Source organism: Legionella yabuuchiae (assembly GCF_900640115.1).
GTDB lineage: Bacteria > Pseudomonadota > Gammaproteobacteria > Legionellales > Legionellaceae > Legionella_A > Legionella_A yabuuchiae.
Map to the genome: position 1 here is coordinate 40,766 of NZ_CAAAIW010000004.1, position 22,053 is coordinate 62,818.

Consider the following 22,053-nt stretch of genomic DNA (forward strand, 5'->3'; position numbering starts at 1 on the left):
AACGTACGTTTTTGTACGCATTGGGGGAAGAAGAGAGGATCTCTGATTCCATTTGTTTACTAAAGAGTTTATTAACATGTCTGAAAGTTTTAAAGAGCTATTTGAAAAAAGCATTGCAGGAGCCCAGTTTTATCCCGGAGCCATTATTAACGCTAAAGTCATCGATATCGATGATGATTATGTGACCTTGAATGCGGGTTTGAAATCTGAAGGTATCGTCGCCATTGAAGAATTTCAAGATAAAAATGGTGACTTGGAAATTAACGTAGGCGATACCGTTGAAGTGGCCTTAGATTCTGTAGAAGACGGCCACGGCGAAACCGTATTATCACGCGAAAAAGCGAAGCGCCAAGAAGCGTGGCGTAAATTGTCTAAGTGCCATGAAAATAATGAGACGGTTACTGGATTGATTTCTGGTAAAGTCAAAGGCGGCTTTACGGTTGAAATCGGCTCAATTCGTGCTTTCTTACCTGGCTCTTTAGTGGATGTCAGGCCTGTACGTGATCCTTCTTACCTAGAAGGTAAAGAACTTGAATTCAAAGTCATTAAGATGGATCTGAAGCGCAATAACATCGTAGTTTCACGCCGCGCTGTTGTTGAAGAAGAAAGCAGTGCTGATCGTCAGGCGCTTCTTGAGTCGCTTCATGAAGGCCAAGTGCTGAATGGAATTGTTAAAAACCTAACCGACTATGGTGCATTTATTGACCTGGGCGGCATTGATGGCTTGTTGCATATCACCGATATTTCCTGGAAACGTGTTAAGCATCCAAGTGAAGTCTTAAGCGTTGGGCAGGATGTTAAAGTTAAAGTATTAAGTTTTGATAGCGATAGAAACCGAGTTTCATTGGGTATGAAACAACTTGGAAATGATCCTTGGGTTGATTTAGTTGAACGTTATCCTATCGGCAAACGATTGGAAGGAAAAGTGACCAACATCACCGATTACGGCTGCTTTGTTGAAATCGAAGAGGGTGTGGAAGGCTTAGTTCACATGTCAGAAATGGATTGGACTAACAAAAACGTGCATCCAAGCAAAGTTGTTTCCGTTGGTGATGAAGTTGAAGTGATGGTTCTTGAAATTGATGAAGAACGTCGTCGAATTTCCTTAGGTATGAAGCAATGCGTGGGCAACCCATGGCAAGAATTTGCAAGAACTCATAGCAAAGGTGAAAAAGTTAGCGGTAAAATTCGCTCAATTACCGATTTTGGTATCTTCATCGGCCTAGATGGGGATATTGATGGCTTAGTACACTTGTCGGATATCTCTTGGGACGTTCCCGGCGAAGAAGCTGTAAAACAGTATAAGAAAGGTCAGGAGTTGGAAGCGGTTATTTTGGCAATCGATGCTGATCGCGAGCGTATATCACTTGGATTAAAGCAGCTTGAAAGTGATACATTCACGACCTACGTTGAAGAGCACGGCAAAGGTTCCGTTGTTACAGGTAAAGTAACCGCCGTTGATCCGAAATCTGTTGTGGTCGAATTGGCTGACGACATATTTGGAACAATCAGCGCCAGCGATTTATCTGAAGAAAAAGTCACTGATGCCACCGCCATAATTAAAGAAGGTGATGAGGTTGAAGCGAAAATCATCAATATTGATCGCAAAAATCGTAACATCAAACTTTCAGTGAAAGCTAAAGATGCGCAAGATCATGCTGAAGCCATTAAAAAGTACTCACGTACTGGTGAAGCTACAGCAACATTGGGCGACTTACTGAAAGAAAAAATGGCATCAAAAGAGGACGAATAATCCTTACTAAAAAAAGCGTAGGTAACTACGCTTTTTTTATGCTTATTATATTTACTGGATTTTGATAATTTTGATAATGTGATTCCCACGAAAGCAAAAATCTTTCTTTCTAGCTAGAATAATGCCAGATGATAGATTAATAATATGACTTGATAGATTTTTAGAACTCCAAAAACTGCTAAAATCCAGATTTTGCCTGCAGAAATTTCTGGATAAAAATAAGGATTATTTAATGCGGATATTAATGATTATCTTTTATCTGATATTAATTCTCTTTGGTGTCAGCTTTGCGGTGTTGAATGCAAAGCCAGTTCTCGTAAATTTTTATTTTTCCACCTTACAAATGCCCGTATCCGTTCTAATTACATTGACGCTTGGAGTGGGTGTTATTATTGGTGCTCTTTTATTGTTATCTAAATATTGGCGATTGAAATTAGAACATCATAAGTTAAAAAGCCAACTTAAACTGACTGAAAAAGAAATTAAAAACTTACGTGCTATTCCGCTGAAAGATCAGCACTGACTGGTCTGCTAATGTCCATCGATTAAACTAAGTTTAAAATCATCAGTTTAAACCATGGAATGGCTAGTAACAATCAACATTTTAGGCGATACTGGCGGGGATTGCTGAATACGGTAAATGCTTCACGGGAGATCATTGATGATTAATTTGTGGCCATTATTACTGCCTGCCGCTGCTTGGTCTGGATGGTGGGTAGCAAACCGTAACGTTGCAAATAAACGTGCTGGCTCAGGCAATCATTTTTCCCGAGAATACGTCGTAGGCTTAAATTATTTATTAAATGAACAACCCGATAAAGCCGTGGATGTGTTTATTAAGCTACTCGAGGTCGATAGTGACACGGTAGAGACGCACTTAGCTTTAGGTAGCTTATTCCGAAGACGGGGAGAAGTTGATCGTGCCATACGTATCCATCAAAATTTAATCGCGAGACCGCAATTGAGTTTGCTGCAACGCAAAGAAGCATTAATGGCGTTAGGGCAGGATTATATGAGCGCGGGAGTATTTGACCGCGCTGAGCGTATCTTTACGGAAGTCGTTGAGCTTGGCGGAACTCGAGAAACAAGTAGTCTTCATGGCTTATTAGCCATTTATCAGCAAGAAAAAGCATGGGAAAAAGCACTAGACATCATCAGAAAGCTTGAAGATTCCACCGGCAATAGCATGCATGCTCAGGCAGCACATTATTACTGTGAAATTGCGACGCAGTGTCTGAAGCAAGGGGCTTATGATAAAGCGTATTCCGCAATTAAACAGGCATTTATAACGGATAAGCAATCCGTACGAGCGAGTTTAATGCTTGCCAATCTTGAAATAAAGAATGGACGTTATAAGCCAGCAATTAAAGCATTGAAACGCGTGCCCGAACAAGACCCTGAGTTTCTGACTGAAATCATTGAACCACTTGTACTGTGCTATCGCGAATTAAATGCTATGGCTGAATGCGTTTATTACCTGGAACAAACGTTAACAGAGTTTCCACGTGCTTCCGTGATTTTTGTTGTGGGTGAATATTTACGTCATGAGAAAAATACTGACTATGCAATTGATTTTGTGTCAAATCAATTAAGTCGCCATCCATCTATTCGCGGATTAAATCGACTGATTTGTTGGCATTTGGAGTCCGCTCACGGCAAAGTTCGTGAAAAATTACAAATGTTATATGATATTACCAGTAAGTTTTTAGATAATAAACCAGTATATCGTTGTGGCCAATGTGGGTATGGAGGGAAACTGCTTCATTGGCAATGTCCAAGCTGTAAGCAGTGGGGTAGAATGAAGCCCATTCATGGTTTAGAAGGCGATTAGCGTTTTATTGTCACCCGCTTAACTTTATCTGCAATTAAAATAAACTCTGGAAGTAATATGACCCCGAAGCTCATTATTGCCCTCGATTATAATAATGAACGTAATGCCTTATCGTTTGTTGATCAATTGGATCCAGGTTCCATTGCTTTAAAAATTGGCAGTGAACTATACACCTATTTTGGTCCTGGACTGGTCAAAAAATTGGTGACGAAAGGATTTAAAGTATTTCTGGATTTAAAATTCCATGATATTCCTAATACTGTCGCGGCTGCTTGTACAGCGGCTGCTGATCTTGGAGTTTGGATGCTGAATGTTCATGCTGCTGGTGGACTAAATATGATGAGAGTAGCCAAGCAAGCGCTTGATGGCTACGGCACTGACCGCCCACTATTGATTGCAGTGACGGTTCTTACGAGCATGGGCGAACAAGATCTTGCAGAGATAGGGGTAGTGACTCCAGTACAACAACAAGTGGTACGACTAGCGAAATTAGCGAACATGGCAGGACTTGATGGGGTTGTCTCATCAGCCCAAGAAGTCAAAGCCATTAAAGAAGCGTGTGGCTTAGAATTTCTTACCGTTACCCCTGGAATTCGACTAGCCTCTAATGGCCGAGATGATCAAGCTCGCATTGTTACTCCTGAGCACGCATTACAAATTGGCAGTGACTTTCTTGTTGTGGGTCGCCCCATAACCCAGGCTGAACATCCTAATCAGGTTGTTAACGAGATTATTGCAACGTTAAGTCGGCCTAATCATGGATAAGGCTTTAAAACAGTACTATTTGCAACAATTAGGCATTAAGCCTTGGATTTTGCGTAACCAAAATGACAGCGCCAGGAAGCTTCGTTTATTGGAAACTTCTGTTCAATCTTGTCAACAATGCAACTTACACAAATCTCGATCGCATACGGTATTTGCGCGAGGAAATTGTCAGGCTCAATTAATGATCATTGGCGAAGCGCCGGCCTACCATGAAGACCAGCAAGGAATGCCGTTTGTGGGTAAAGCTGGGATGCTCTTAAATAAAATGTTAGACAGTGTGGGGTTTTTGCCAGAAGAAGTTTACATTACTAATGTCATAAAATGTCGCCCACCGAACAATCGAGATCCCGAAGCTATTGAGATTGAGGCGTGCAGTTCTTATCTTAGAGAACAAATCGAGCTGATAAATCCTGCGGTTATTTTGGGGGTAGGGAAATTTGCAGGACATTTTTTAGCGAATACTAAGAGTCCGCTAAATAAAATGCGCCAGAAGATTTATAAATACTGCGACAAGTCCGTATTAATTACGTTCCATCCCGCTTATCTTCTTCGAAATCCCATTGATAAAAAGAAAGCTTATTTAGATCTGTTGAAGGTCAAACAGTTGCTAGAGCAACAAAGATGCTAACCTATCGCCTAAAAGCTAGCATTTTGAAAGATTACGGATACAGTTTGATTGAACTGTTAGTGGCCCTAGGCGTGGTGGCCGCAGTCTTATTAGCCGCAATTCCTTCCTTTCAAGGCGTGTACAAAAAAAATGCGTTGCAATTGCGAGTCATGGAAGTCAAACAAATCATTCGTTATGCACGATTTAAGGCTTTAACGGAAGGTAAAGAGTTAAGATTAATTCCCTTAAATCAGAACAATTGGTCACAGGGGATAAAGCTTATCGAAACATACTCAAAAGACAAAAATAATATTATTTCCTTACACGAATGGTCATGGAATTCTACATCCATTACTCTACAGTGGCATGGGTTTCAGTCAGAACACTTCGTTAGTTTCTCCCCCAGTATTGATGGCCATGTGGCTAATGGTTACTTTGAACTCAGCGATGGAATTCAAACCAGAAGACTTACTTTAAATCGCATTGCAAGAGCAAAAGTTGAAGACCAGTAATATACCCATGATCGTTCAAAATGCGTGATTTAAGCTTTTTCTTTTTCGCCCTGCCGCATTTTAAAAAACTCGTAAGGGAATGAGCCATTACTCGCTTTTAAAATGCGGCAGGAAAAAAAATAAAGGCGCCTAAAAACACGCTTTTTGAACGATCATGGGTATAAACCAAGACCACCCTTCATTAACGTTTTATCAGCGTAGCCCCTAACATGGTGTCTCACAGACCTACCCAATCAACGCCTTCATTAGCTAAATTTTATAAGGTAACCTCCGAAAATTCAAAAAACGACATTTTTAATTTGCCAAGATATTCATACATCAAAAAATAGACATAAAGTATATAGAGCGTTAATATATGGCAAATTTAAGTCAGGGGTCTATGTATGAGAGCAGCAACAGCAGCAGAAGAAGAAAGAATATCTAGTAGTTTTTTGTTTGAAGGCATTCAATCTATTCCTAAAGCAGAATGCAATGTATTAATAGGGGCCGCGATAAGCTTTGGCGCCTCCTTTATTAGTGGGCCTTTAGGATGGGGTATTGCTGTAGTGGCGACAGTTAATTATGCTCTTGAAAAGCCTCAACAAGATAACTTAGTTAAACAATATTATAATGAGGTTGCTCCTTACGGTTGGAGAGACGGAAGCGGGATCATTAAATATCATGAGGCTCGAATGCAAAAATATATTAAAGGATTTACTCATCCTTTTTTTCGTCAACCTGAAGAAATTCCTAATGAAAACTCTGGTGTCATTTATAATGCAGCAGGATTAAGAATTTTTTGCGATTAAATTGTAAGATTTTTTTTATCAATGGCTCCTAAGGTGGGCTTGAATGAATAAAAAACCCCGTAAAGTGCACGGGGTTTAAAAAGTGGCGAAGAAGCGAAATTAGGCAACAGAACTTACCCACTTTAACCCCAAATAAGGGCCGTGCAAACCAAAATTTGAATCATATAAGTCATCAAATTCATGTTGATAAACTTGAGCTTGGAAGTAATTAACCCACATATAGCCTAAATCAATGGAAAGGTCACCTTGAGCTACTGCAACGTTATATTGCAATCCAAGTTTTGCTTCCAGCTCAGGCACTAAGGCTGTCTTGCTGCCGGAGGCAAAAAATGGATCCGGATCATTCACATCATTTGATGAAAGAGAATTTGAAAAATCGCCTTGTCCAATTAGTAATGCTGCCGCGCCTTTAGCATAAACAGCAAAATTAGAGTTAAAGTCATAGATCAAATCGCTACCAATTCGAGGACCAAAGCCATCATAGGTTGTTTCAAATTGTTGTATAGATTGTAGGACAACGTTTTGAATAGGATCAACAAATGAATCGCTGTTAACAGTGGTCGCTGTAAGGTTCATGCGGGCATACTGCACACCACCATGAAGTCTCACGTTTTTAAATGCACCTAAATCTACATGTTGACTAACTTCGAGATTTACTGCATCCCATCTAGGTGTTAATGATATTGTAGTCACATCGCGACTGTTAAAGTTGCTCACTTCGGGCAAATTGCTTAGCGTACGTATCGTTGTTTTTTTATCTAAATGATACCAATTCAAATTAATATCATTTCCTGTATTAAAGTGATAGGAGCCTTCTAACTTAAACCCCCAGGTCCAACCAGGCGCATTTTCAACAAAACGATCAGTAAACCCATCACCTACTGGAGCACGATTTGCACCTAACCAACTGGCATCATCACTATAGGTGGATCTTAAATACAACGCTTGGATACCTATATCCCAGGCCTTACGTTCACATGGAACAGTAACATCGCCAGGTTTGCAAACTGGCCCCATTGTTCCCGCATAACTTACGCAACTACTCAAAATAAGTGTCGTCAAAAGTGTTTTTTTAAAACTGAACATTCCTGTCTCCATATTAAAAATTATCCCTCTTTATGACAAAAAAAACCTGTCATGCCCGCGCAGGCGGGCAACCATTTCAAGTTTGGCACTGAAGTAAATTAAGATAACTCGCTGACATACAATAAAAATCATATAATCTCGATCGTCAAAAGGAGGTTATATGGAGTGTATCAGCAAGTTGAAGGATAGTTTAAACATGTATTTTGGCTAGAACAAGGCGAGAATGGCGATAATGACATGTTTTGTAAATATATTACTTGCAATGCTTGCTACACGCACAGTTAATTTAAACCAATTGGCTTGTGTTGTATTTGGTGATGCGCTTCAATCTTCACGGTACCGTAGAATTTAACGATTTTTTCCAACGTTCCTCTGGATTACCAACAAATAGTCGGATTTATTTTTAAATTGTTTTTTGTGAGTGGTGGGCAATGGTATTTAACTATGGATCGAACCAATTGGCGTTGGGGAAAATCAGACATCAATATTTTAATGCTCGGTATTGTTTTCAAATATTTTTGCTGATAGCAGCGGATTATCTTATGGAAAAATAGCCAGTGATCCGGCAGGAAATAAGTTTTTAGCAACCAACCAGGATGAAAAAAAGTCATTGTTGTTATTTATCTTGTTCTCTATGGTTTCTTTCGATAAGTGCTCTAATCACTGGTATTTTGTTAGCAATTTCAGCAAATCATCACGATCCATTGGTTGATAAAATAAAAAACCCTGCCCTGCATCACACCCTAAATTTATTAACGTTTTTAGCTGTGCTTTGGTTTCTACTCCTTCGCTTATCACGCTTAGTCCTAAATTTTTGGTTAAAGATATAATACACTGTACAACAGCATGAGCCGACTTAGATTTTACAAGATCATCGATAAATAGTTTATCAATCTTCAACGTAGTAACAGGTAAGACTTTAAGATAAGCAAAAGAGCAATAGCCTGTGCCAAAATCATCAATCAAGGTACTCACGCCCTTATCTTTTAATATTTCCAGCCTATCAATGGCTTTTAGCGGATCAGTTAAAATGCAACTTTCTGTAATTTCGATAGCCAGCCGAACAGAAGAACCGTTCCATTGAGATAAAGCATGTTCAATGGAAGGAATAAAATAATCAGTTAAAAAAACTTTTGGTGAGACGTTTAGGCTAATATAAATATTTTTCATCCGTAATTTTTTGTCATTAGCCAAAAGGGTTGCGGCGTTTAGCGTCCACTCATGAAATTTTTGCGTATAAATAGCATTATCAATAATGGGGATAAATTTTGCCGGTGGTATAAAACCACTTCCATTTTTCCACCGCATTAACGCTTCAACCCCTATGGTAATCCCCCCTAAAAACCACTGCTGTTAAAAGTAGAATTTTCTCGTAATGTATGAGCAAGGAGGTTCTGCATGAAAAAGTCAAGATACACAGATAGTCAGATCATTAATATTCTCAAGAAAGCAGAAGCTGGAGCGCCAGTAGCAGAGTTATGTCGAGAACACGGAATGAGCAGCGCTACATTTTATAAGTGGCGCTCGAGGTTCGGTGGCATGGACGTATCAATGATGTCCCGTCTTAAAGAGCTTGGAGAAGAAAACCGGCGACTGAAGAAAATGTATGCCGAAGAACGCCTCAAATATGAGATAGTTCAGGAAGCACTACAAAAAAAGTGGTAAAGACATCTCGCCTCAAAGAAGTGGCAAAGGATGCCGTGAACAACAAAGGTGTTAGTATACGCTTGGCTTGCCAGGCAGTGGGTGTAAGTGAGTCATGCTACCGTTATCAGGCAAAATTTGGTGATGAAAATATGGAAATAGCCGACTGGCTTATTCGCCTAACTCATAATCAAAAAAACTGGGGCTTTGGTATATGCTTTGACTATTTACGTAATGTTAAGGGGTTTCCTTGGAATCACAAGCGGGTATACCGAATTTATCGTGAGCTGGAGCTCAATTTGCGTATTAAACCCAAAAATCGGTTAATCAGGGAAAAACTAGATGCACTTGCAGAGCCCGCCTCTATCAATCAGTGTTGGTCAATGGATTTCATGCATGATCAGTTACAAAATGGACGGAGCTTTAGGCTGCTAAATATTTTTGATGACTTTAGTCGTGAAGGATTGGGTATAGAGGTAGACTTTTCCCTTCCAGCCAACCGGGTTGTTCGAACCTTAGACCGAATCATTGAGTGGCGTGGTAAGCCTGCTGCAATTCGCGTAGATAACGGCCCTGAGCTAATTAGCAAGGAGCTTGGTAATTGGGCAGAGAAGCATGGGATAAAGCTTCTGTTTATACAACCAGGTAACCCTCAGCAAAACGCTTATATTGAGCGGTATGACCGTACCGTGAGGTATGACTGGCTAGTGCAAAACTTGTTTGATACTATCGAAGACGTTCAAGAACAAGCAACCCAATGGCTTTGGTTTTATAACAACGAAAGACCTAACTCAGCAATAGGAGGAATTCCACCCAAAAGAAAATTGGCTCTAGTGGCCTAGGTTTCTACTTTTGACGCCAGTTAAAAATGGGGGGATTACCCTAACATCTTTTCTAGGTTTAAGTAGGTAAAGATCCGGTGATGTTATAAATTAGAAATGTAAAGGATGAGTGTTAATATGGCTTTGCGGTTAATTGAAATGGTTGTCAAGGACCAGGATGCTGAAGATATACATAATCTTATCAAAAAAGAAAAAATTCTTGAGCATCGATCTCTTCAGCTCTCAAATGGTGAGGTACTCGTTCGGATATTGTTAGACGCGGTTCAGAATGAAGAGGTGCTGGATTTATTGGAGAAAAAATACTCTGAAACTGCTGGAAATCGAATAGTAATTCTACCAGTAGAAGCAACATTGCCACGCAATTCAGATGAGGCGGCCAATACAACTGAACAAAAATCCCCAAGGAGAATTAGTCGCGAAGAATTATACGAAGATATTAAAAATTTAGCACGCTGTTCGTTAGTTTATTTAGCATTGATTGTGTTATCGACTATTGTCGCTGCGGTCGGCTTACATGATAACAGCGGCGCTATCATAATTGGTGCCATGGTGATAGCGCCAATGCTCGGCCCAAGTATCGCATTGGCACTAGGTACAACTTTAGGGGACTTGACACTCTTAAAGCGAGCAATCTTGACTGGATTAGCAGGGATAACGACTGTGATAATTTTGTCGACGATCATTGGCTCTATAGTAGAAGTCAATCCATCATTACCTGAAATGGCATCACGTACGCATGTGGGTTTAGGCCACATTGCTGTAGCGCTGGCAGCTGGCAGTGCCGGTGCGCTATCATTCACCACCGGGGTTTCGGCCTCGTTAATCGGAGTAATGGTATCCGTGGCGCTTTTACCTCCTTTAGTGGCATGCGGATTACTGTTCGGCGCGGGATATGACGTTTTGGGTTTGGGTGCATTATTTCTATTTTTGATGAATTTGGTTTGTGTTAATCTTGCTGGGGTAGCCATGTTTCTTGCGCAAGGGATCCGCCCATTAAGTTGGTGGGATAAAGATAGGGCTACGAAAGCTACTCTCATTGCTATCGGTCTTTGGTTAGTAACATTAGCATCACTGATTACATTAATTTTACTGTTAAATAATAGTTGAAAACGACCACGAACATTGTATATCTAATAATTAATATTATTTGACGCATTTGATTTAAATTAATTAAGGATTAATAAGATCATTAGGGTTAGACTCCATAGTCCCAAGCCAATTATAAATCCAAGTAAACATTGAACAGTTTTTGTTAGCGGAGTGGTTTTCATTTCTCTAATTCCGAATGGTTGTGCCTGGTATTACAATTGAGTCATAATCATGGACGTTCTTTCCGTGAGTATATACGCCATAAGCAAAACAAAAAAAACCAAATAAAAATCCTGAAATAACCCCAAAATAAAACCATGGTCTATTGCTTTTCATTAGTCATTATCTCCAAAGATTATGAGCCTGATGAGGTGATTTGTCACTCATCATCAAAATGGATTATTTTAACCCCTGAGGGGCCTGGTAAAAGGGCCATGTTTGATTATAAAACAGAAAATTACCAAAAGAGTAGCTATAATCACCTTGTTTTGATTTAATGCAGGCATTGATTAAGACTTTGACCGCAGCCTCTAAGAATTCTGAAACTCGTTTTAATGAATCAGAGTGTTCTATAATTTGAATATAAGTTAGTTATTTGTGGAATTATCTAATGCAGGATAAATTAATGGCCGGATTCACGTTAGTTGAGTTTATGACGGTTTTGGCCATTGCAGCAATTTTTACAACTCTGGTCGTTCCTGGGTATAAAGCGGTGATTCAAAATAATAAGGTTGTCAGTGTCGCTAATAAATTATCGGCGAGCTTACAGACCGCCCGAATGGAGGCGATCAAAAGAGGCGTCTCTGTTGCGGTATGCCCAACCGCGAATGCTGCCTATAGTGCTTGTGGTACGAGTTCACAATGGTCAAACGGATGGATCGTCTTTTTAGACTCCGACAAAGATAATACGATAGATTCCAGTAATGATTTAATCAAAATTTCACAAGAATTTTCAGATGATGCGCAAGTGACGTCTTCCAGTAGTGTTGTCAGCTATGACAGTAGCGGGTTTGTGACTTCAGGCGCTACCACATTTTCTCTCACGACTTCGGGCTGCACTGGGAATAATGCCCGAACCGTTAGCGTTTCTTCTAGTGGACGCGTGAGTATTGCAGTTGCAGCGTGTAATTAAGAATCTTCAGGTGGAATACACGGCTGTTCCACCATAAATTTATGTGCACTTATAAGCATAGTTGACTCTTTCTAACTCAAAAACTCGTCGTTGCGAGCCATGGTGAAGCAATCCAGGTCGATGTTTTTAATGCACATCGGCCTGGATTGCTTCACTTCGTTCGCAAAGACATCATTTTGATGGGACAGCCCTGAGGTGGAATGGGTATAGTAGAAAAAATAGCTCAGGAAAGGTAAGATATTGCCATAATTTCGCTAGATATTTATTTATGCCATTAAATCCAGACTCACTGCTTACGGTGAACAGTGAACCTCCAATTGGGTTATCCCCTTGGATTAATAGTACTCAATCCTTAACTCAACAGCTTAAAGCTCAAACGGGTGATGCTCGTTTGCAAGTATTGCGACAAGCGTGGTCACATCCGAATTGGTGGGATAAACATACCTTGCATATCACAGAGGATAGCGTATTGCATCGTGAAATCTTAATGCACGCCCACCTTTACACATGCTGGTATGCCCGAACCGTCATCCCTCATCAAAGTTATAACAACAACACGCAATTTTTCAACCGATTAGAACACGAACCTCTCACCACTTTAATTTTTAATAATTCATCGGTTAAGCGAAGTTCCTTTATCCGTTATCCTGTTACACCGGATACTTCAGAATATCATTGGCTTAATAACGAGATGCATCACAATCATACTCTTTTATGGGCGCGTTTAGCAGAATATACAGTGAACGAGAAAGATGCCTTTTATTTGCTTGAGGTATTACTACCAGATCTTTTAGAGGCTGTAGCATGAAACTCGGCGCTTACTTAAGATTAATGCGCTTTGATAAACCTGTTGGAACGATGCTTTTGTGGCTACCGACGGCCTGGGCATTATGGCTGGCTAATGATGGAAAACCAGCACCATTTCTTTTATTTGTGTTTCTTTTTGGGACAATTATCATGCGTGCCGCAGGTTGCGTCGTCAATGATATTGCGGATCGAAACATCGATAAATTCGTCAAGCGCACCAAGCATCGTCCTTTAACTAGCGGTGAGATTACACTGAAAGAAGCAATATTAATTCTGATTGCATTACTTTGCATGGCACTTTACATTCTTTTGCAGTTGCCTCATCGCTGTGTTTTCTATGCCTTGATTGCTTTAAGCGTGACTATCGTATATCCCTTTTGTAAGCGAATGTTTCAAGCGCCTCAGCTCATTTTAGGCGTTGCATTTTCGATGGCGATCCCAATGGTGTATTGTGCATCTGGGGCAGAAATGAGTTCACAAATGCTACTATTAATGGCGCTAAACACTCTGTGGATCATTTCCTACGATACGATGTATGCCATGGTAGATAGACGCGATGACTTACAAATTGGCATACGTTCAACGGCCATTTTATTTGCAGATTACGATCGGCTTATTATTTTTCTCACACAGTCGTTTTTTCATAGTTTGTGGTTATGTATTGCAATCACTGCAACTGTTTCAGCGCCGTTTTATATCGCTTGGCTCCTTGGAGTCGGTGTGTTGGGGTATCTTCAATATTTAGTGAATACACGTGATGAAACGTTATGTTTTCGAGCGTTTTTAATGAATGTTTGGTATGGCTTGATCATGTGGCTTGGTTTGATTATTGCTTATTAGTCTTCATTACAAGGCAGGAGTGTTAAGAATGTTTAAATATCATAAGGATTTGATTTGCTACAACCAGACCGAAATTGCCCATGATCAAGATAATTTATTTTTTTTAGATAAGCACAGCACGAATGAAGGCACTTGGGGATTATTTCAAATCACTGGCGGGGAAATAGAATTTGTTTTTGTTGATGGCGAAGGAAAAGATTTATCTCGCCATTACTTAAATCCCATTCAGGCTCCTGTATTTATTCCACCAGCAGCATGGCATAGGATTGAACCCATCAGTGAAACATTTTATGGTAATCTTGAATTTTATTGTAAACCACATCGATATTTTAGCAAAAAACACCGTCTAAATGAGGTTCATAGTGACTTGCTGTTTGTTTATCGGAACTACATCCAAGATCAAGGCGCATTAGACATTCTGGATGTTGGTTGCGGAGTTGGACGCAACGCTTTATTTCTTGCCCTTGAAGGGCATACGATTCATGGGGTAGATATTAATGAATCTTCATTGCGTCAATTGATGCATATCGCTCACGTGGAAAAGCTAGGTAATTTGACCACATCGCTCCATGATCTTAACCAACCCATGATGCTAAATGAGTCCGTCTACGACTGGATCATCTCTACAGTGACTTTGCAATTTCTTCAAGCCGCAAAAGTCCCTTCATTACTTTTTGAACTACAGCAAGCGACACGTCCGCAAGGGATACATTTTTTAGTGTTCCCAATCCAATCAGAAGATTATATTTTACCTTCCTCATTTACCTACTTGGCAGAAAGCGAGGAGCTACTTCATTTTTATCAAGATCAAGGATGGGCTATTTTAGAATACAAAGAAACGGTGGGTCGCTTGCACCGTCTTGATGAGTTTGGGCGGCCAATACAAGGTGTTTTCGGGCATTTGTTAGCTCAAAAGCCACTAATTACTTAGGTTTGAAAATAAATAGCCAAAACCACGTACGGTTTTAATCCATTCTTCGCCCTCTGAGTTATGTCCGAGCTTATTTCGCAAATTACTGATATGCACATCTATGCTGCGATCATAAGCGGTATAGTCTCGGCCTAAGGCATACTCCGTTAACTCTTCTTTGGAAAAGGCTTGTCCCGGAGATTTTATTAGCATTTCAAGAATATTAAATTCAGCGTTTGTGAGTTCAATCGGGTGCTTGTCAAGCGTTACAATCCGCTGAGTGCAATCAACTACTATATTTCCCACTTCAAGAACAGGCTTTAGTATAGGAGTTTTTTTAGAACGCCTTAGGAGCGCTCGCAAGCGTGCAATAAGTTCGCGTGGGCTACAAGGCTTAGAAAGATAATCATCTGCTCCAAGTTCAAATCCAATGGTGCGATCAAGTTCATCGTCTTTAGCAGTAAGCATTAACACAGGGGCTTCTGAATGTTTCCGGATGGATTTTAAAATCTGAAATCCATTTAGTTTAGGTAGAAGAACATCAATAATTATCGCATCGAAGGGGTGATTTAGCGCTTTTTTTAATGCGATTTCACCATCGTGGACGCTCGTTACATCAAATCCTTCTGTTTAAAGATAATGTGTGATTAGGGTAGTGACCTCAGTGTCTTCATCAGCGACTAATATTTTCCGATTCATAGCGTCATTCCTTATGAGCGATGCGGTGATCGATGCATTCCACTAATTTAATGCGCCGCGCATCGGCATTTAGAATTTTAAACTCAAATTCATTAATAGATATTGTTTCACCGCGTTTTGGTAAATAGCCGAAATTAGTCATTAAAATACCGCCAATGGTATCGTAATTTTCAGTACTTAAGTCGACATCCATGTGTTCATTAAACTCTTCAATGGGGGTATGCGCTTTTACAATGTAACGGTGATTTCCGTGGGATTTAATATAGGCTTCTTCATCAATATCAAATTCGTCTTCAATATCGCCTACAATTTGCTCAATGATATCTTCTATCGTAACAAAGCCTGCCACAGAGCCGTATTCATCGACCACAATAGCCATGTGGTTACGATTGCTTCGAAACTCGCTCAATAGGGAGTTTAGGCGTTTACTTTCTGGTACAAAAGTCACTTCACGTGCAATGTCGAGCAAGTCGAACTCGGTATCCGACTGGCCTTGGTAACGAAGTAAATCTTTCGCATGTAAAATTCCTACGATTTCGTCTTTGCTTTCACCGGTAACTGGAAATCTAGAGTGGCCTGACTGCGTTACAATCGCAATAATTTCAGGCAATTCCGCATTTTGGGGGACACAAGTCATTTGTTGTTTTGGCAACATAATATCCCTTACTTTCATTTGGGTGAAAATTATGACGCCTTCGATCATGGCTAACGTTTCGGCATCTATTAAGGAGCGTATTTGTGCATCTCTTAATAGGTTGATTAACTCTTCCTTATTTTGTGGCTCCACTTGTAAAAATTGTTTTAAGCGGTTAAACCAATTCGTATCCTCTTCTTTATTCACTCTCAATGTCCTCGTGATGATAAGGGTCGTCAAATCCTAGCGTTGCTAACAACTGAGTTTCGATGGGCTGCATAATATTGGCATCTTCTTCTTGAATATGATCATAGCCTAGTAAGTGCAATACTCCGTGGATAACAATATGAGCCCAATGCGCTTCTAATGACTTATTGTAGGACTCACTTTCTTGCTTCAATACAGCGGGGCAAATGATCACATCCCCAAGCAAGGGAACATCTAATTCAATTTCCTTAGGAAGGCTTGCTGGAAACGAAAGCACATTGGTTGGTTTGTCCTGCTGACGGTATTGACGATTTAACTGTTGAATTTCCTCCGGTGTTACTAACCTTAGCGTAAGTTCGCCAGCGTCCAGCTCCGAGGTTAAAGCGATTTCAGCCCAGCGCTTGAGAGTATCATCTGACACGGGCGCCTCATGTTCACTGGCGTGTTGTATATCAATATGTACCGTCATTTTTAAGAATTGTCCTTTTCGTTTTCATTTTCATAACAGTCAATTATTTTAGACACCAAAGGATGGCGAACCACTTCGCGGCTAGAAAATTTAAAAATACCAATGCCTTCAGTACCTTCTAGCAAGGCAACTGCGTGGGAAAGTCCTGATTCAGTTCCTCGCGGCAAGTCGATTTGGGTACTATCACCCGTGACTACGGCTTTTGATCCAAACCCAATGCGAGTTAGGAACATTTTCATTTGTAAAACAGTCGTGTTCTGAGCTTCATCCAAAATGACAAAGGCTTCGTTTAAAGTACGGCCGCGCATAAACGCTAAAGGCAAGACTTCAATTACATCGCTTTGAATCAATTTTTGGGCTTCTTTAAACCCCATCATTTCATATAAAGCATCATAAATTGGCCTTAGATAAGGCAAGACTTTTTCAACCAAATCCCCAGGTAAAAAGCCAAGCTTCTCACCCGCCTCAACGGCTGGGCGCACAAAAACGAGCCGTTGTACTTCACCTTTTTCAAGGGACTCAATCGCTTTAGCAACAGCGAGATAAGTTTTACCCGTACCCGCAGGACCGACTGCAAAGCTTAGATCATAGTGATCGATTCCTGTTAAGTATTCCGATTGTTTTGCATTTCTTGGAATAATTGATTTACGACTTAATTGAATGGGTTTCGTCATTTCGATGTTCTCTTCGTCATGATTTAATAAAGATAAAACCATTTGCGATGAAATAGGGTGCGTGGCAAAGGAATGTAATTTAGCCAGCATCAATTTTGCGCGACCAACGTTTTCAGGGCACCATCCTTGTACCATAATAGTATCGTTGCCAGGATTTATTCTGACGTTAAAAAACGACTCTAAGATTTGAATGTTTTGATGCAAAGATCCGCATAAATTGGCTAATTCCAGCGCGGTAAAGGACGGTGTCGATAATAATTCGTTAAATGGTGTACTGCTCAATGTCTTATTAATGTTTAATTAGTATATTTATTAGAATAGTTATACGTTTAAAAATACGCAAGCCCCATTGTGCTCAGTATAATGCTAATTAATAAGATTGGCTAGGGGCTGCGCCACGGCTGTCCCACCATAAATTTATGTGCACTTATAAGCATAGTTGACTCTTTCTAACTCAAAACTCGTCGTTGCGAGCCATGGCGAAGCAATCCAGTTCGATGTTTTTAATGCACATCGGCCTGGATTGCTTCACTTCGTTCGCAAAGACGTCATTTTGATGGGGCAGCCCTGGGGGCTGCGCCTGGATGTTCAGCAGGGAATAGCATATAATTACAAACAAATTCATAACATCTAATTGTGTCGCGAACTCAGTACAAAGCCCGTAGAACACAAAGGTAATTTCACTTTGCCATGATTGATTTACATTGCCATAGCACCTATTCCGATGGCACCCACGTTCCGGAAGCGTTAATCGCTATGGGGGTTCAAGCGGGACTTAAGTGTTTAGCCTTAACGGATCATGATTCTATGGCGGGAATTCCAGAGTTGATATCAGCCGCTGCTGGTCAATTAACCATTATTAATGGAATCGAATTAAGCACGCGCTGGAAAAAACATGAACTGCATATTATTGGTTTAAATCTTCCCCTTGATGATCCCACCTTCAACGCCGTAATCGAACGTCAGCATAAAAGCCGAAAGAATCGAGCGCTAGAGATTTCTGAGAAACTAGCATCATTTGGCATTAAAAATGCTTATGAGAAAGCGTGTACTATAGCAGGACACGAACACGTGGCCCGACCTCACTTCGCTAAAGTGTTGATGGATGAAGGGATCACAACCTCAATACAAAATGGCTTTAGTCGATACCTAGGACGGAGCAAGCCGGCTTATGTGTCTACTGCCTGGCTTACCATTGAAGAAGCTGTTCATGCGATTGTTGTTGCAGGTGGACAAGCAGTGATTGCTCATCCTTTAAAGTATTCATTGACTCGAACAAAACTAAATGAGTTAATCAGAACTTTCAAAGAATCTGGTGGTGTAGGGATGGAGGTTGTTTCTGGTGAGATAATGGATAATCAAGTGAGTGAGTTAGTCGGGCTTTGCAATCGCTACGATTTACTGGCGTCTTCTGGCTCTGATTTCCATAGTCAACAAACCTCAAGAGTTCATCTTGGCCAACAGCGGCCTTTACCTTTAAACTGTACACCGATATGGAATGAATGGACACTTTAAACCGAGGATTATATGACCCAGTTTTTTGCGATACATCCGGACAACCCCCAGTCTAGATTGCTGCGTAAAGCAGTATCGGTTATAGAGGATGGAGGCATTATAGTTTATCCCACAGACTCTGGGTATGCGCTAGGGTGTGCCTTAGGGAATAAATCCGCGCTCGAACGAATTCGCAGGTTACGTCAACTCGATAAGCACCATAACATGACGCTCGTGTGTCGAGATTTATCGCAATTAGGAACTTATGCTCGAGTGAATAATCCTATTTTTCGCCTATTAAAGGCATTTACTCCAGGCTCGTACACCTTTATTTTAAATGCCACTAGTGAAGTACCACGGTTGATGTTACATCCCAAACGAAAAACTTTGGGGCTTCGGGTTCCTGAGAACACCATCGCATTATCATTGCTTGAATGCTTAGATGCGCCTTTACTAAGCACTACCTTAATTTTACCAGGAGCTACCGCGCCGCTCAGTGAGCCAGAAGCCATTCGCGATCTGCTTGGTAGTCAAATTGATTTAATTATTGATGGGGGCAATTGTTATCAAGAACCCACCACCGTTGTTGATTTGACCGGTGAGTACCCGGAAATACTAAGAGAAGGAAAAGGGGATCCTGAACCATTTAAATAAAAAATTTCATACTTTAAAGATAGATTAAAATTTTTTTGAATTTAGCAAGAACGATCGAGGATTTGAATGTCAGCGTTATTCAGTGCCAATAAACGAGTGGTTTCCGGTATGCGGGCCAGCGGAAAGTTACATCTAGGTCATTATCACGGCGTATTAAAAAATTGGATAAAATTACAGCATCAATACGACTGTTATTTTTTCGTTGCAGATTGGCATGCACTTACAACCCATTATGATGAGCCTGGAAAAATTGAAGAAAATCTTTGGGATATGGTGATCGATTGGCTGGCTTGTGGGGTTAATCCTAGCTTATCTCATGTATTCATTCAGTCATGGGTTCCTGAGCATGCAGAGCTTCATTTATTGCTCTCGATGATAACGCCTTTAGGGTGGCTTGAGCGTGTTCCAAGTTATAAAGAACAACAAGAAAAACTGCATGAGAAGGACTTATCTACCTATGGGTTTTTAGGCTATCCGTTATTACAAAGCGCAGATGTATTATTGTATCAAGCAGATTATGTTCCTGTGGGTGAAGACCAAGCGCCCCATGTGGAATTAATTCGTGAAGTGGCACGCCGATTTAATCATCTCTATGGCCGTGAGCCAAATTTTGAGGAAGCGGTTAATGAAGCCATCAAAAAAATGGGTAAAAAAAATGGAACACTTTACACGCAGTTGCGCACTAAGTTTCAGCAAGAAGGTTGTCATGAGTCATTAAACACAGCTAAAGCCTTGCTGGCGAACCAATCCAATCTTTCCATTGGCGATAAAGAACGCTTATTAGGTTACTTAGATGGGACTGGAAAAATCATTCTAAATGAGCCCCATGTTCTCTTAACGGAACATGCAAAAATGCCGGGGCTAGATGGACAGAAAATGTCTAAATCGTATAACAACACCATCAGCCTCCGAGAAGATCCAGCTGATATTGAAAAGAAAATTTTGACCATGCCTACTGATCCCGCACGTGTAAAACGGACGGATCCCGGCGAACCAGACCGATGCCCGCTGTGGCAATTTCATAAAGTATATTCTAGTGAAGAAGTAAAGACTTGGGCTCAAACGGGTTGTCGTACGGCAGGAATCGGCTGTGTCGATTGTAAAAGGCCGGTTATTGATGCTATCCAAAATGAGTTAAAACCGATTCAAGCGTCAATCGCTGAGTTTAAACAAGATTTGGGTTCTGTGAAGCGCATTGTTGCTGAGGGAAGTGAACAAGCTCGAGAAGAAGCCAATAAAACATTAACTGACGTTCGAGAAGCGATGGGATTGGATTATTGATGAATGATAAGCCAGAAATTTTAGCGGTTGTTGCAGGTAAACCTCTGCTAGAATTACCTGGAGATTTGTTTATCCCGCCCGATGCATTGGAAATTTTACTGGAGTCTTTTTCAGGGCCGCTAGATCTGCTTTTGTATTTAATTCGAAAGCAAAATATTGATATTCTCGATATACCTATGATGCATATTACTGAGCAGTATATGCATTATATTGCTTTGATGAAAGAACATCGGCTGGAGCTGGCTGCGGATTATCTAGCAATGGCCGCCATGCTCGCTGAAATAAAATCAAGAATGTTATTGCCAGTTTTTGCAAGCCAACAAAACGAAGAAGACGCTGAAGAAGACCCAAGAATGGCTTTGGTTCGAAGATTGCAGGCTTATGAGCAATTTAAAGAAGCGACAGATCATCTGGATCAGCTCCCACGCTGCGAACGAGATGTGTATCCAGTATACTTACCGTCGAATGTTGTGGCACTGAAGCGCCCAGATCCGGATGTGGCTTTAAGCACTTTGTTGGAGATGATGGAAGGGTTGTTTAAACGACAAGGGCATCGCGTTCATCATCAAATCACCCGCGAACCACTTTCGGTTCGCGAGCGAATCAATCGGGTTTTGGAGTTATTGCAGCAGCAAACCTTTTGTGAGTTCTCTTCACTGTATAGCTATCATGAGGGGCGAATGGGGGTTGTGGTTTCTTTGTTAGCCGTTCTGGAGCTCGCTAGACAATCATTATTAATCATTACGCAAGCGAATCTTTTCTCTCCAATCTACATAGGGTCGGTTGACCATGAATCATGAGCTAAAATTGATCATAGAAGCGTTACTCATGAGTAGTTCGATGCCGCTTAGTGCTGAAGCGATATTGGCAGTCTTTAATGAATGGGAAAAACCAAGTCTCGAGCAGTTTGAAGAAGCATTAAAGAGCTTATCTGAAGATTATCAGGCGCGTGCCATTGAACTTGTTCAAGTCGCTGGCGGATATCGGTTACAGACCAAGCCATTTTATAGTGGCTGGATTGAACGCCTTACAATCGAAAAACCTACTCGATATTCACGGGCTTTGTTAGAGACTTTGGCAATTATCGCTTATAAACAACCCGTTACTAGAGGAGACATTGAAGAAATACGTGGAGTGGCAGTCAGCACCGCAATTATAAAAACCTTATTAGAACGCGAATGGGTACGGGTCGCTGGGCATCGAGATGTTCCGGGAAGACCTGCCGTTTATGCAACTACAAGACAGTTTTTAGATTACTTTAACCTTAAAAGTCTCAATGATTTGCCGAGTCTTAATCAACCCGCCGGCATTGAGACCTCTAACTTGAATGAATGA

The 22,053-nt window shown here is 40.7% G+C and carries 25 protein-coding genes and 1 pseudogene; 18 read left to right on the forward strand and 8 right to left on the reverse strand.

Annotated features, from left to right (window positions below):
• Positions 1 to 76 precede the first annotated feature (76 nt).
• The 7 genes from rpsA to E1O47_RS02325 all read left to right on the forward strand — a co-directional run bounded on the left by rpsA (position 77) and on the right by E1O47_RS02325 (position 6,256).
• Positions 77 to 1,753: a 30S ribosomal protein S1 gene (rpsA, locus tag E1O47_RS02295; protein WP_133129656.1), complete on the forward strand. Its 1,677-nt coding sequence runs from the start codon at positions 77 to 79 to the stop codon at positions 1,751 to 1,753.
• A 232-nt stretch (positions 1,754 to 1,985) separates the two neighbouring features.
• The gene (locus tag E1O47_RS02300; RefSeq protein WP_133129657.1) at positions 1,986 to 2,276 is read left to right on the forward strand and encodes a LapA family protein; all 291 of its coding nucleotides are present in this window, start codon (positions 1,986 to 1,988) and stop codon (positions 2,274 to 2,276) included.
• A 138-nt stretch (positions 2,277 to 2,414) separates the two neighbouring features.
• The gene (gene lapB, locus E1O47_RS02305; RefSeq protein WP_133129658.1) at positions 2,415 to 3,584 is read left to right on the forward strand and encodes a lipopolysaccharide assembly protein LapB; all 1,170 of its coding nucleotides are present in this window, start codon (positions 2,415 to 2,417) and stop codon (positions 3,582 to 3,584) included.
• Positions 3,585 to 3,641: 57 nt separating this feature from the next.
• Positions 3,642 to 4,349, forward strand: a complete 708-nt coding sequence (pyrF, locus tag E1O47_RS02310; protein ID WP_133129659.1) for an orotidine-5'-phosphate decarboxylase — start codon at positions 3,642 to 3,644, stop codon at positions 4,347 to 4,349.
• Entirely contained in the window at positions 4,342 to 4,977 is a 636-nt protein-coding gene (locus tag E1O47_RS02315) for a uracil-DNA glycosylase (protein ID WP_133129660.1), read from the forward strand. The genes pyrF and E1O47_RS02315 overlap by 8 nt, the downstream gene beginning before the upstream one ends.
• On the forward strand, positions 4,971 to 5,468 hold the full coding sequence (locus tag E1O47_RS02320; RefSeq protein ID WP_133129661.1) for a GspH/FimT family pseudopilin: 498 nt from the start codon (positions 4,971 to 4,973) through the stop codon (positions 5,466 to 5,468). Before E1O47_RS02315 ends, E1O47_RS02320 begins: the two co-directional genes overlap by 7 nt.
• A 383-nt stretch (positions 5,469 to 5,851) precedes the next feature.
• Positions 5,852 to 6,256, forward strand: a complete 405-nt coding sequence (locus E1O47_RS02325) for a hypothetical protein (RefSeq protein WP_133129662.1) — start codon at positions 5,852 to 5,854, stop codon at positions 6,254 to 6,256.
• 99 nt (positions 6,257 to 6,355) lie between these two features.
• Here the strand turns inward: E1O47_RS02325 and E1O47_RS02330 are convergent, their stop codons facing one another.
• Complete coding sequence (locus tag E1O47_RS02330) at positions 6,356 to 7,342, reverse strand: Lpg1974 family pore-forming outer membrane protein (protein WP_133129663.1); 987 nt, start codon at positions 7,340 to 7,342, stop codon at positions 6,356 to 6,358.
• 660 nt (positions 7,343 to 8,002) lie between these two features.
• Positions 8,003 to 8,674: an EAL domain-containing protein gene (locus E1O47_RS02335; RefSeq protein ID WP_341272522.1), complete on the reverse strand. Its 672-nt coding sequence runs from the start codon at positions 8,672 to 8,674 to the stop codon at positions 8,003 to 8,005.
• Positions 8,675 to 8,740: 66 nt separating this feature from the next.
• Here E1O47_RS02335 and E1O47_RS02340 point away from each other — a divergent pair.
• Positions 8,741 to 9,828 (forward strand): IS3 family transposase gene (locus E1O47_RS02340; RefSeq protein ID WP_133129665.1). Its coding sequence is split into 2 segments (ribosomal slippage): positions 8,741 to 8,993 and positions 8,993 to 9,828, totalling 1,089 coding nucleotides; the frame shifts between segments, so codons are not numbered across the junction.
• Between the two features lie 117 nt (positions 9,829 to 9,945).
• On the forward strand, positions 9,946 to 10,935 hold the full coding sequence (locus E1O47_RS02345) for a TIGR00341 family protein (protein WP_207384281.1): 990 nt from the start codon (positions 9,946 to 9,948) through the stop codon (positions 10,933 to 10,935).
• A 168-nt stretch (positions 10,936 to 11,103) separates the two neighbouring features.
• Here E1O47_RS02345 and E1O47_RS12215 read toward each other — a convergent pair whose 3' ends face one another.
• Positions 11,104 to 11,253 (reverse strand): hypothetical protein, encoded by a 150-nt coding sequence (locus E1O47_RS12215; protein ID WP_165475027.1) that lies wholly within the window; start codon positions 11,251 to 11,253, stop codon positions 11,104 to 11,106.
• Positions 11,254 to 11,527: 274 nt separating this feature from the next.
• On the opposite strand from E1O47_RS12215, the gene E1O47_RS02350 reads away from it, so the two are divergent.
• The 4 genes from E1O47_RS02350 (at position 11,528) to tehB (ending at position 14,627) form a co-directional block, all read left to right on the forward strand.
• Complete coding sequence (locus tag E1O47_RS02350; RefSeq protein WP_133129733.1) at positions 11,528 to 12,049, forward strand: GspH/FimT family pseudopilin; 522 nt, start codon at positions 11,528 to 11,530, stop codon at positions 12,047 to 12,049.
• A 268-nt stretch (positions 12,050 to 12,317) separates the two neighbouring features.
• Positions 12,318 to 12,857 carry a chorismate--pyruvate lyase family protein gene (locus tag E1O47_RS02355; RefSeq protein WP_133129666.1) on the forward strand — a complete coding sequence of 180 codons (540 nt, stop codon included), beginning with the start codon at positions 12,318 to 12,320 and terminating at the stop codon, positions 12,855 to 12,857.
• Positions 12,854 to 13,696: a 4-hydroxybenzoate octaprenyltransferase gene (ubiA, locus tag E1O47_RS02360; RefSeq protein ID WP_133129667.1), complete on the forward strand. Its 843-nt coding sequence runs from the start codon at positions 12,854 to 12,856 to the stop codon at positions 13,694 to 13,696. The genes E1O47_RS02355 and ubiA overlap by 4 nt, the downstream gene beginning before the upstream one ends.
• Before the next feature lie 28 nt (positions 13,697 to 13,724).
• Positions 13,725 to 14,627, forward strand: coding sequence for an SAM-dependent methyltransferase TehB (gene tehB, locus E1O47_RS02365; protein WP_133129668.1), 903 nt, complete (start codon positions 13,725 to 13,727; stop codon positions 14,625 to 14,627).
• On the opposite strand, the gene E1O47_RS12585 is transcribed toward tehB, so the two are convergent.
• From E1O47_RS12585 to E1O47_RS02385, 5 genes and pseudogenes are all read right to left on the reverse strand, one after another.
• Complete coding sequence (locus tag E1O47_RS12585) at positions 14,616 to 14,912, reverse strand: winged helix-turn-helix domain-containing protein (RefSeq protein ID WP_278025356.1); 297 nt, start codon at positions 14,910 to 14,912, stop codon at positions 14,616 to 14,618. The genes tehB and E1O47_RS12585 overlap by 12 nt on opposite strands.
• 66 nt (positions 14,913 to 14,978) lie before the next feature.
• A pseudogene (locus E1O47_RS12590) lies at positions 14,979 to 15,221 on the reverse strand (response regulator); the annotation flags it as partial.
• An 88-nt stretch (positions 15,222 to 15,309) separates the two neighbouring features.
• A complete protein-coding gene (locus E1O47_RS02375; RefSeq protein ID WP_133129669.1) occupies positions 15,310 to 16,146 on the reverse strand; it encodes an HlyC/CorC family transporter in 837 nt (278 codons plus the stop codon).
• Entirely contained in the window at positions 16,139 to 16,615 is a 477-nt protein-coding gene (ybeY, locus tag E1O47_RS02380) for an rRNA maturation RNase YbeY (protein WP_133129670.1), read from the reverse strand. Before ybeY ends, E1O47_RS02375 begins: the two co-directional genes overlap by 8 nt.
• Positions 16,616 to 16,617: 2 nt before the next feature.
• On the reverse strand, positions 16,618 to 17,571 hold the full coding sequence (locus tag E1O47_RS02385) for a PhoH family protein (protein WP_242601966.1): 954 nt from the start codon (positions 17,569 to 17,571) through the stop codon (positions 16,618 to 16,620).
• 408 nt (positions 17,572 to 17,979) lie between these two features.
• Between E1O47_RS02385 and E1O47_RS02390 the strand changes: the two genes are divergently transcribed.
• From E1O47_RS02390 to scpB, 5 genes are all read left to right on the forward strand, one after another.
• On the forward strand, positions 17,980 to 18,804 hold the full coding sequence (locus E1O47_RS02390) for a PHP domain-containing protein (protein WP_133129672.1): 825 nt from the start codon (positions 17,980 to 17,982) through the stop codon (positions 18,802 to 18,804).
• A 12-nt stretch (positions 18,805 to 18,816) separates the two neighbouring features.
• On the forward strand, positions 18,817 to 19,437 hold the full coding sequence (locus E1O47_RS02395; RefSeq protein ID WP_133129673.1) for an L-threonylcarbamoyladenylate synthase: 621 nt from the start codon (positions 18,817 to 18,819) through the stop codon (positions 19,435 to 19,437).
• 66 nt (positions 19,438 to 19,503) lie between these two features.
• Positions 19,504 to 20,718 carry a tryptophan--tRNA ligase gene (locus E1O47_RS02400; RefSeq protein WP_133129674.1) on the forward strand — a complete coding sequence of 405 codons (1,215 nt, stop codon included), beginning with the start codon at positions 19,504 to 19,506 and terminating at the stop codon, positions 20,716 to 20,718.
• Positions 20,718 to 21,518: a segregation and condensation protein A gene (locus E1O47_RS02405; protein ID WP_133129675.1), complete on the forward strand. Its 801-nt coding sequence runs from the start codon at positions 20,718 to 20,720 to the stop codon at positions 21,516 to 21,518. Before E1O47_RS02400 ends, E1O47_RS02405 begins: the two co-directional genes overlap by 1 nt.
• Positions 21,508 to 22,053: an SMC-Scp complex subunit ScpB gene (gene scpB, locus E1O47_RS02410; protein WP_133129676.1), complete on the forward strand. Its 546-nt coding sequence runs from the start codon at positions 21,508 to 21,510 to the stop codon at positions 22,051 to 22,053. Before E1O47_RS02405 ends, scpB begins: the two co-directional genes overlap by 11 nt.

Excerpts from the sequence above, each read along its gene's own strand:
- rpsA (WP_133129656.1), top strand. The coding sequence starts at position 77 with ATGTCTGAAAGTTTTAAAGAGCTATTTGAAAAAAGCATTGCAGGAGCC.
- E1O47_RS02300 (WP_133129657.1), top strand. The coding sequence starts at position 1,986 with ATGCGGATATTAATGATTATCTTTTATCTGATATTAATTCTCTTTGGT.
- lapB (WP_133129658.1), top strand. The coding sequence starts at position 2,415 with ATGATTAATTTGTGGCCATTATTACTGCCTGCCGCTGCTTGGTCTGGA.
- pyrF (WP_133129659.1), top strand. The coding sequence starts at position 3,642 with ATGACCCCGAAGCTCATTATTGCCCTCGATTATAATAATGAACGTAAT.
- E1O47_RS02315 (WP_133129660.1), top strand. The coding sequence starts at position 4,342 with ATGGATAAGGCTTTAAAACAGTACTATTTGCAACAATTAGGCATTAAG.
- E1O47_RS02320 (WP_133129661.1), top strand. The coding sequence starts at position 4,971 with ATGCTAACCTATCGCCTAAAAGCTAGCATTTTGAAAGATTACGGATAC.
- E1O47_RS02325 (WP_133129662.1), top strand. The coding sequence starts at position 5,852 with ATGAGAGCAGCAACAGCAGCAGAAGAAGAAAGAATATCTAGTAGTTTT.
- E1O47_RS02330 (WP_133129663.1), bottom strand. The coding sequence starts at position 7,342 with ATGTTCAGTTTTAAAAAAACACTTTTGACGACACTTATTTTGAGTAGT.
- E1O47_RS02345 (WP_207384281.1), top strand. The coding sequence starts at position 9,946 with ATGGCTTTGCGGTTAATTGAAATGGTTGTCAAGGACCAGGATGCTGAA.
- E1O47_RS12215 (WP_165475027.1), bottom strand. The coding sequence starts at position 11,253 with ATGAAAAGCAATAGACCATGGTTTTATTTTGGGGTTATTTCAGGATTT.
- E1O47_RS02350 (WP_133129733.1), top strand. The coding sequence starts at position 11,528 with ATGCAGGATAAATTAATGGCCGGATTCACGTTAGTTGAGTTTATGACG.
- E1O47_RS02355 (WP_133129666.1), top strand. The coding sequence starts at position 12,318 with ATGCCATTAAATCCAGACTCACTGCTTACGGTGAACAGTGAACCTCCA.
- ubiA (WP_133129667.1), top strand. The coding sequence starts at position 12,854 with ATGAAACTCGGCGCTTACTTAAGATTAATGCGCTTTGATAAACCTGTT.
- tehB (WP_133129668.1), top strand. The coding sequence starts at position 13,725 with ATGTTTAAATATCATAAGGATTTGATTTGCTACAACCAGACCGAAATT.
- ybeY (WP_133129670.1), bottom strand. The coding sequence starts at position 16,615 with ATGACGGTACATATTGATATACAACACGCCAGTGAACATGAGGCGCCC.
- E1O47_RS02390 (WP_133129672.1), top strand. The coding sequence starts at position 17,980 with ATGATTGATTTACATTGCCATAGCACCTATTCCGATGGCACCCACGTT.
- E1O47_RS02395 (WP_133129673.1), top strand. The coding sequence starts at position 18,817 with ATGACCCAGTTTTTTGCGATACATCCGGACAACCCCCAGTCTAGATTG.
- E1O47_RS02400 (WP_133129674.1), top strand. The coding sequence starts at position 19,504 with ATGTCAGCGTTATTCAGTGCCAATAAACGAGTGGTTTCCGGTATGCGG.
- E1O47_RS02405 (WP_133129675.1), top strand. The coding sequence starts at position 20,718 with ATGAATGATAAGCCAGAAATTTTAGCGGTTGTTGCAGGTAAACCTCTG.
- scpB (WP_133129676.1), top strand. The coding sequence starts at position 21,508 with ATGAATCATGAGCTAAAATTGATCATAGAAGCGTTACTCATGAGTAGT.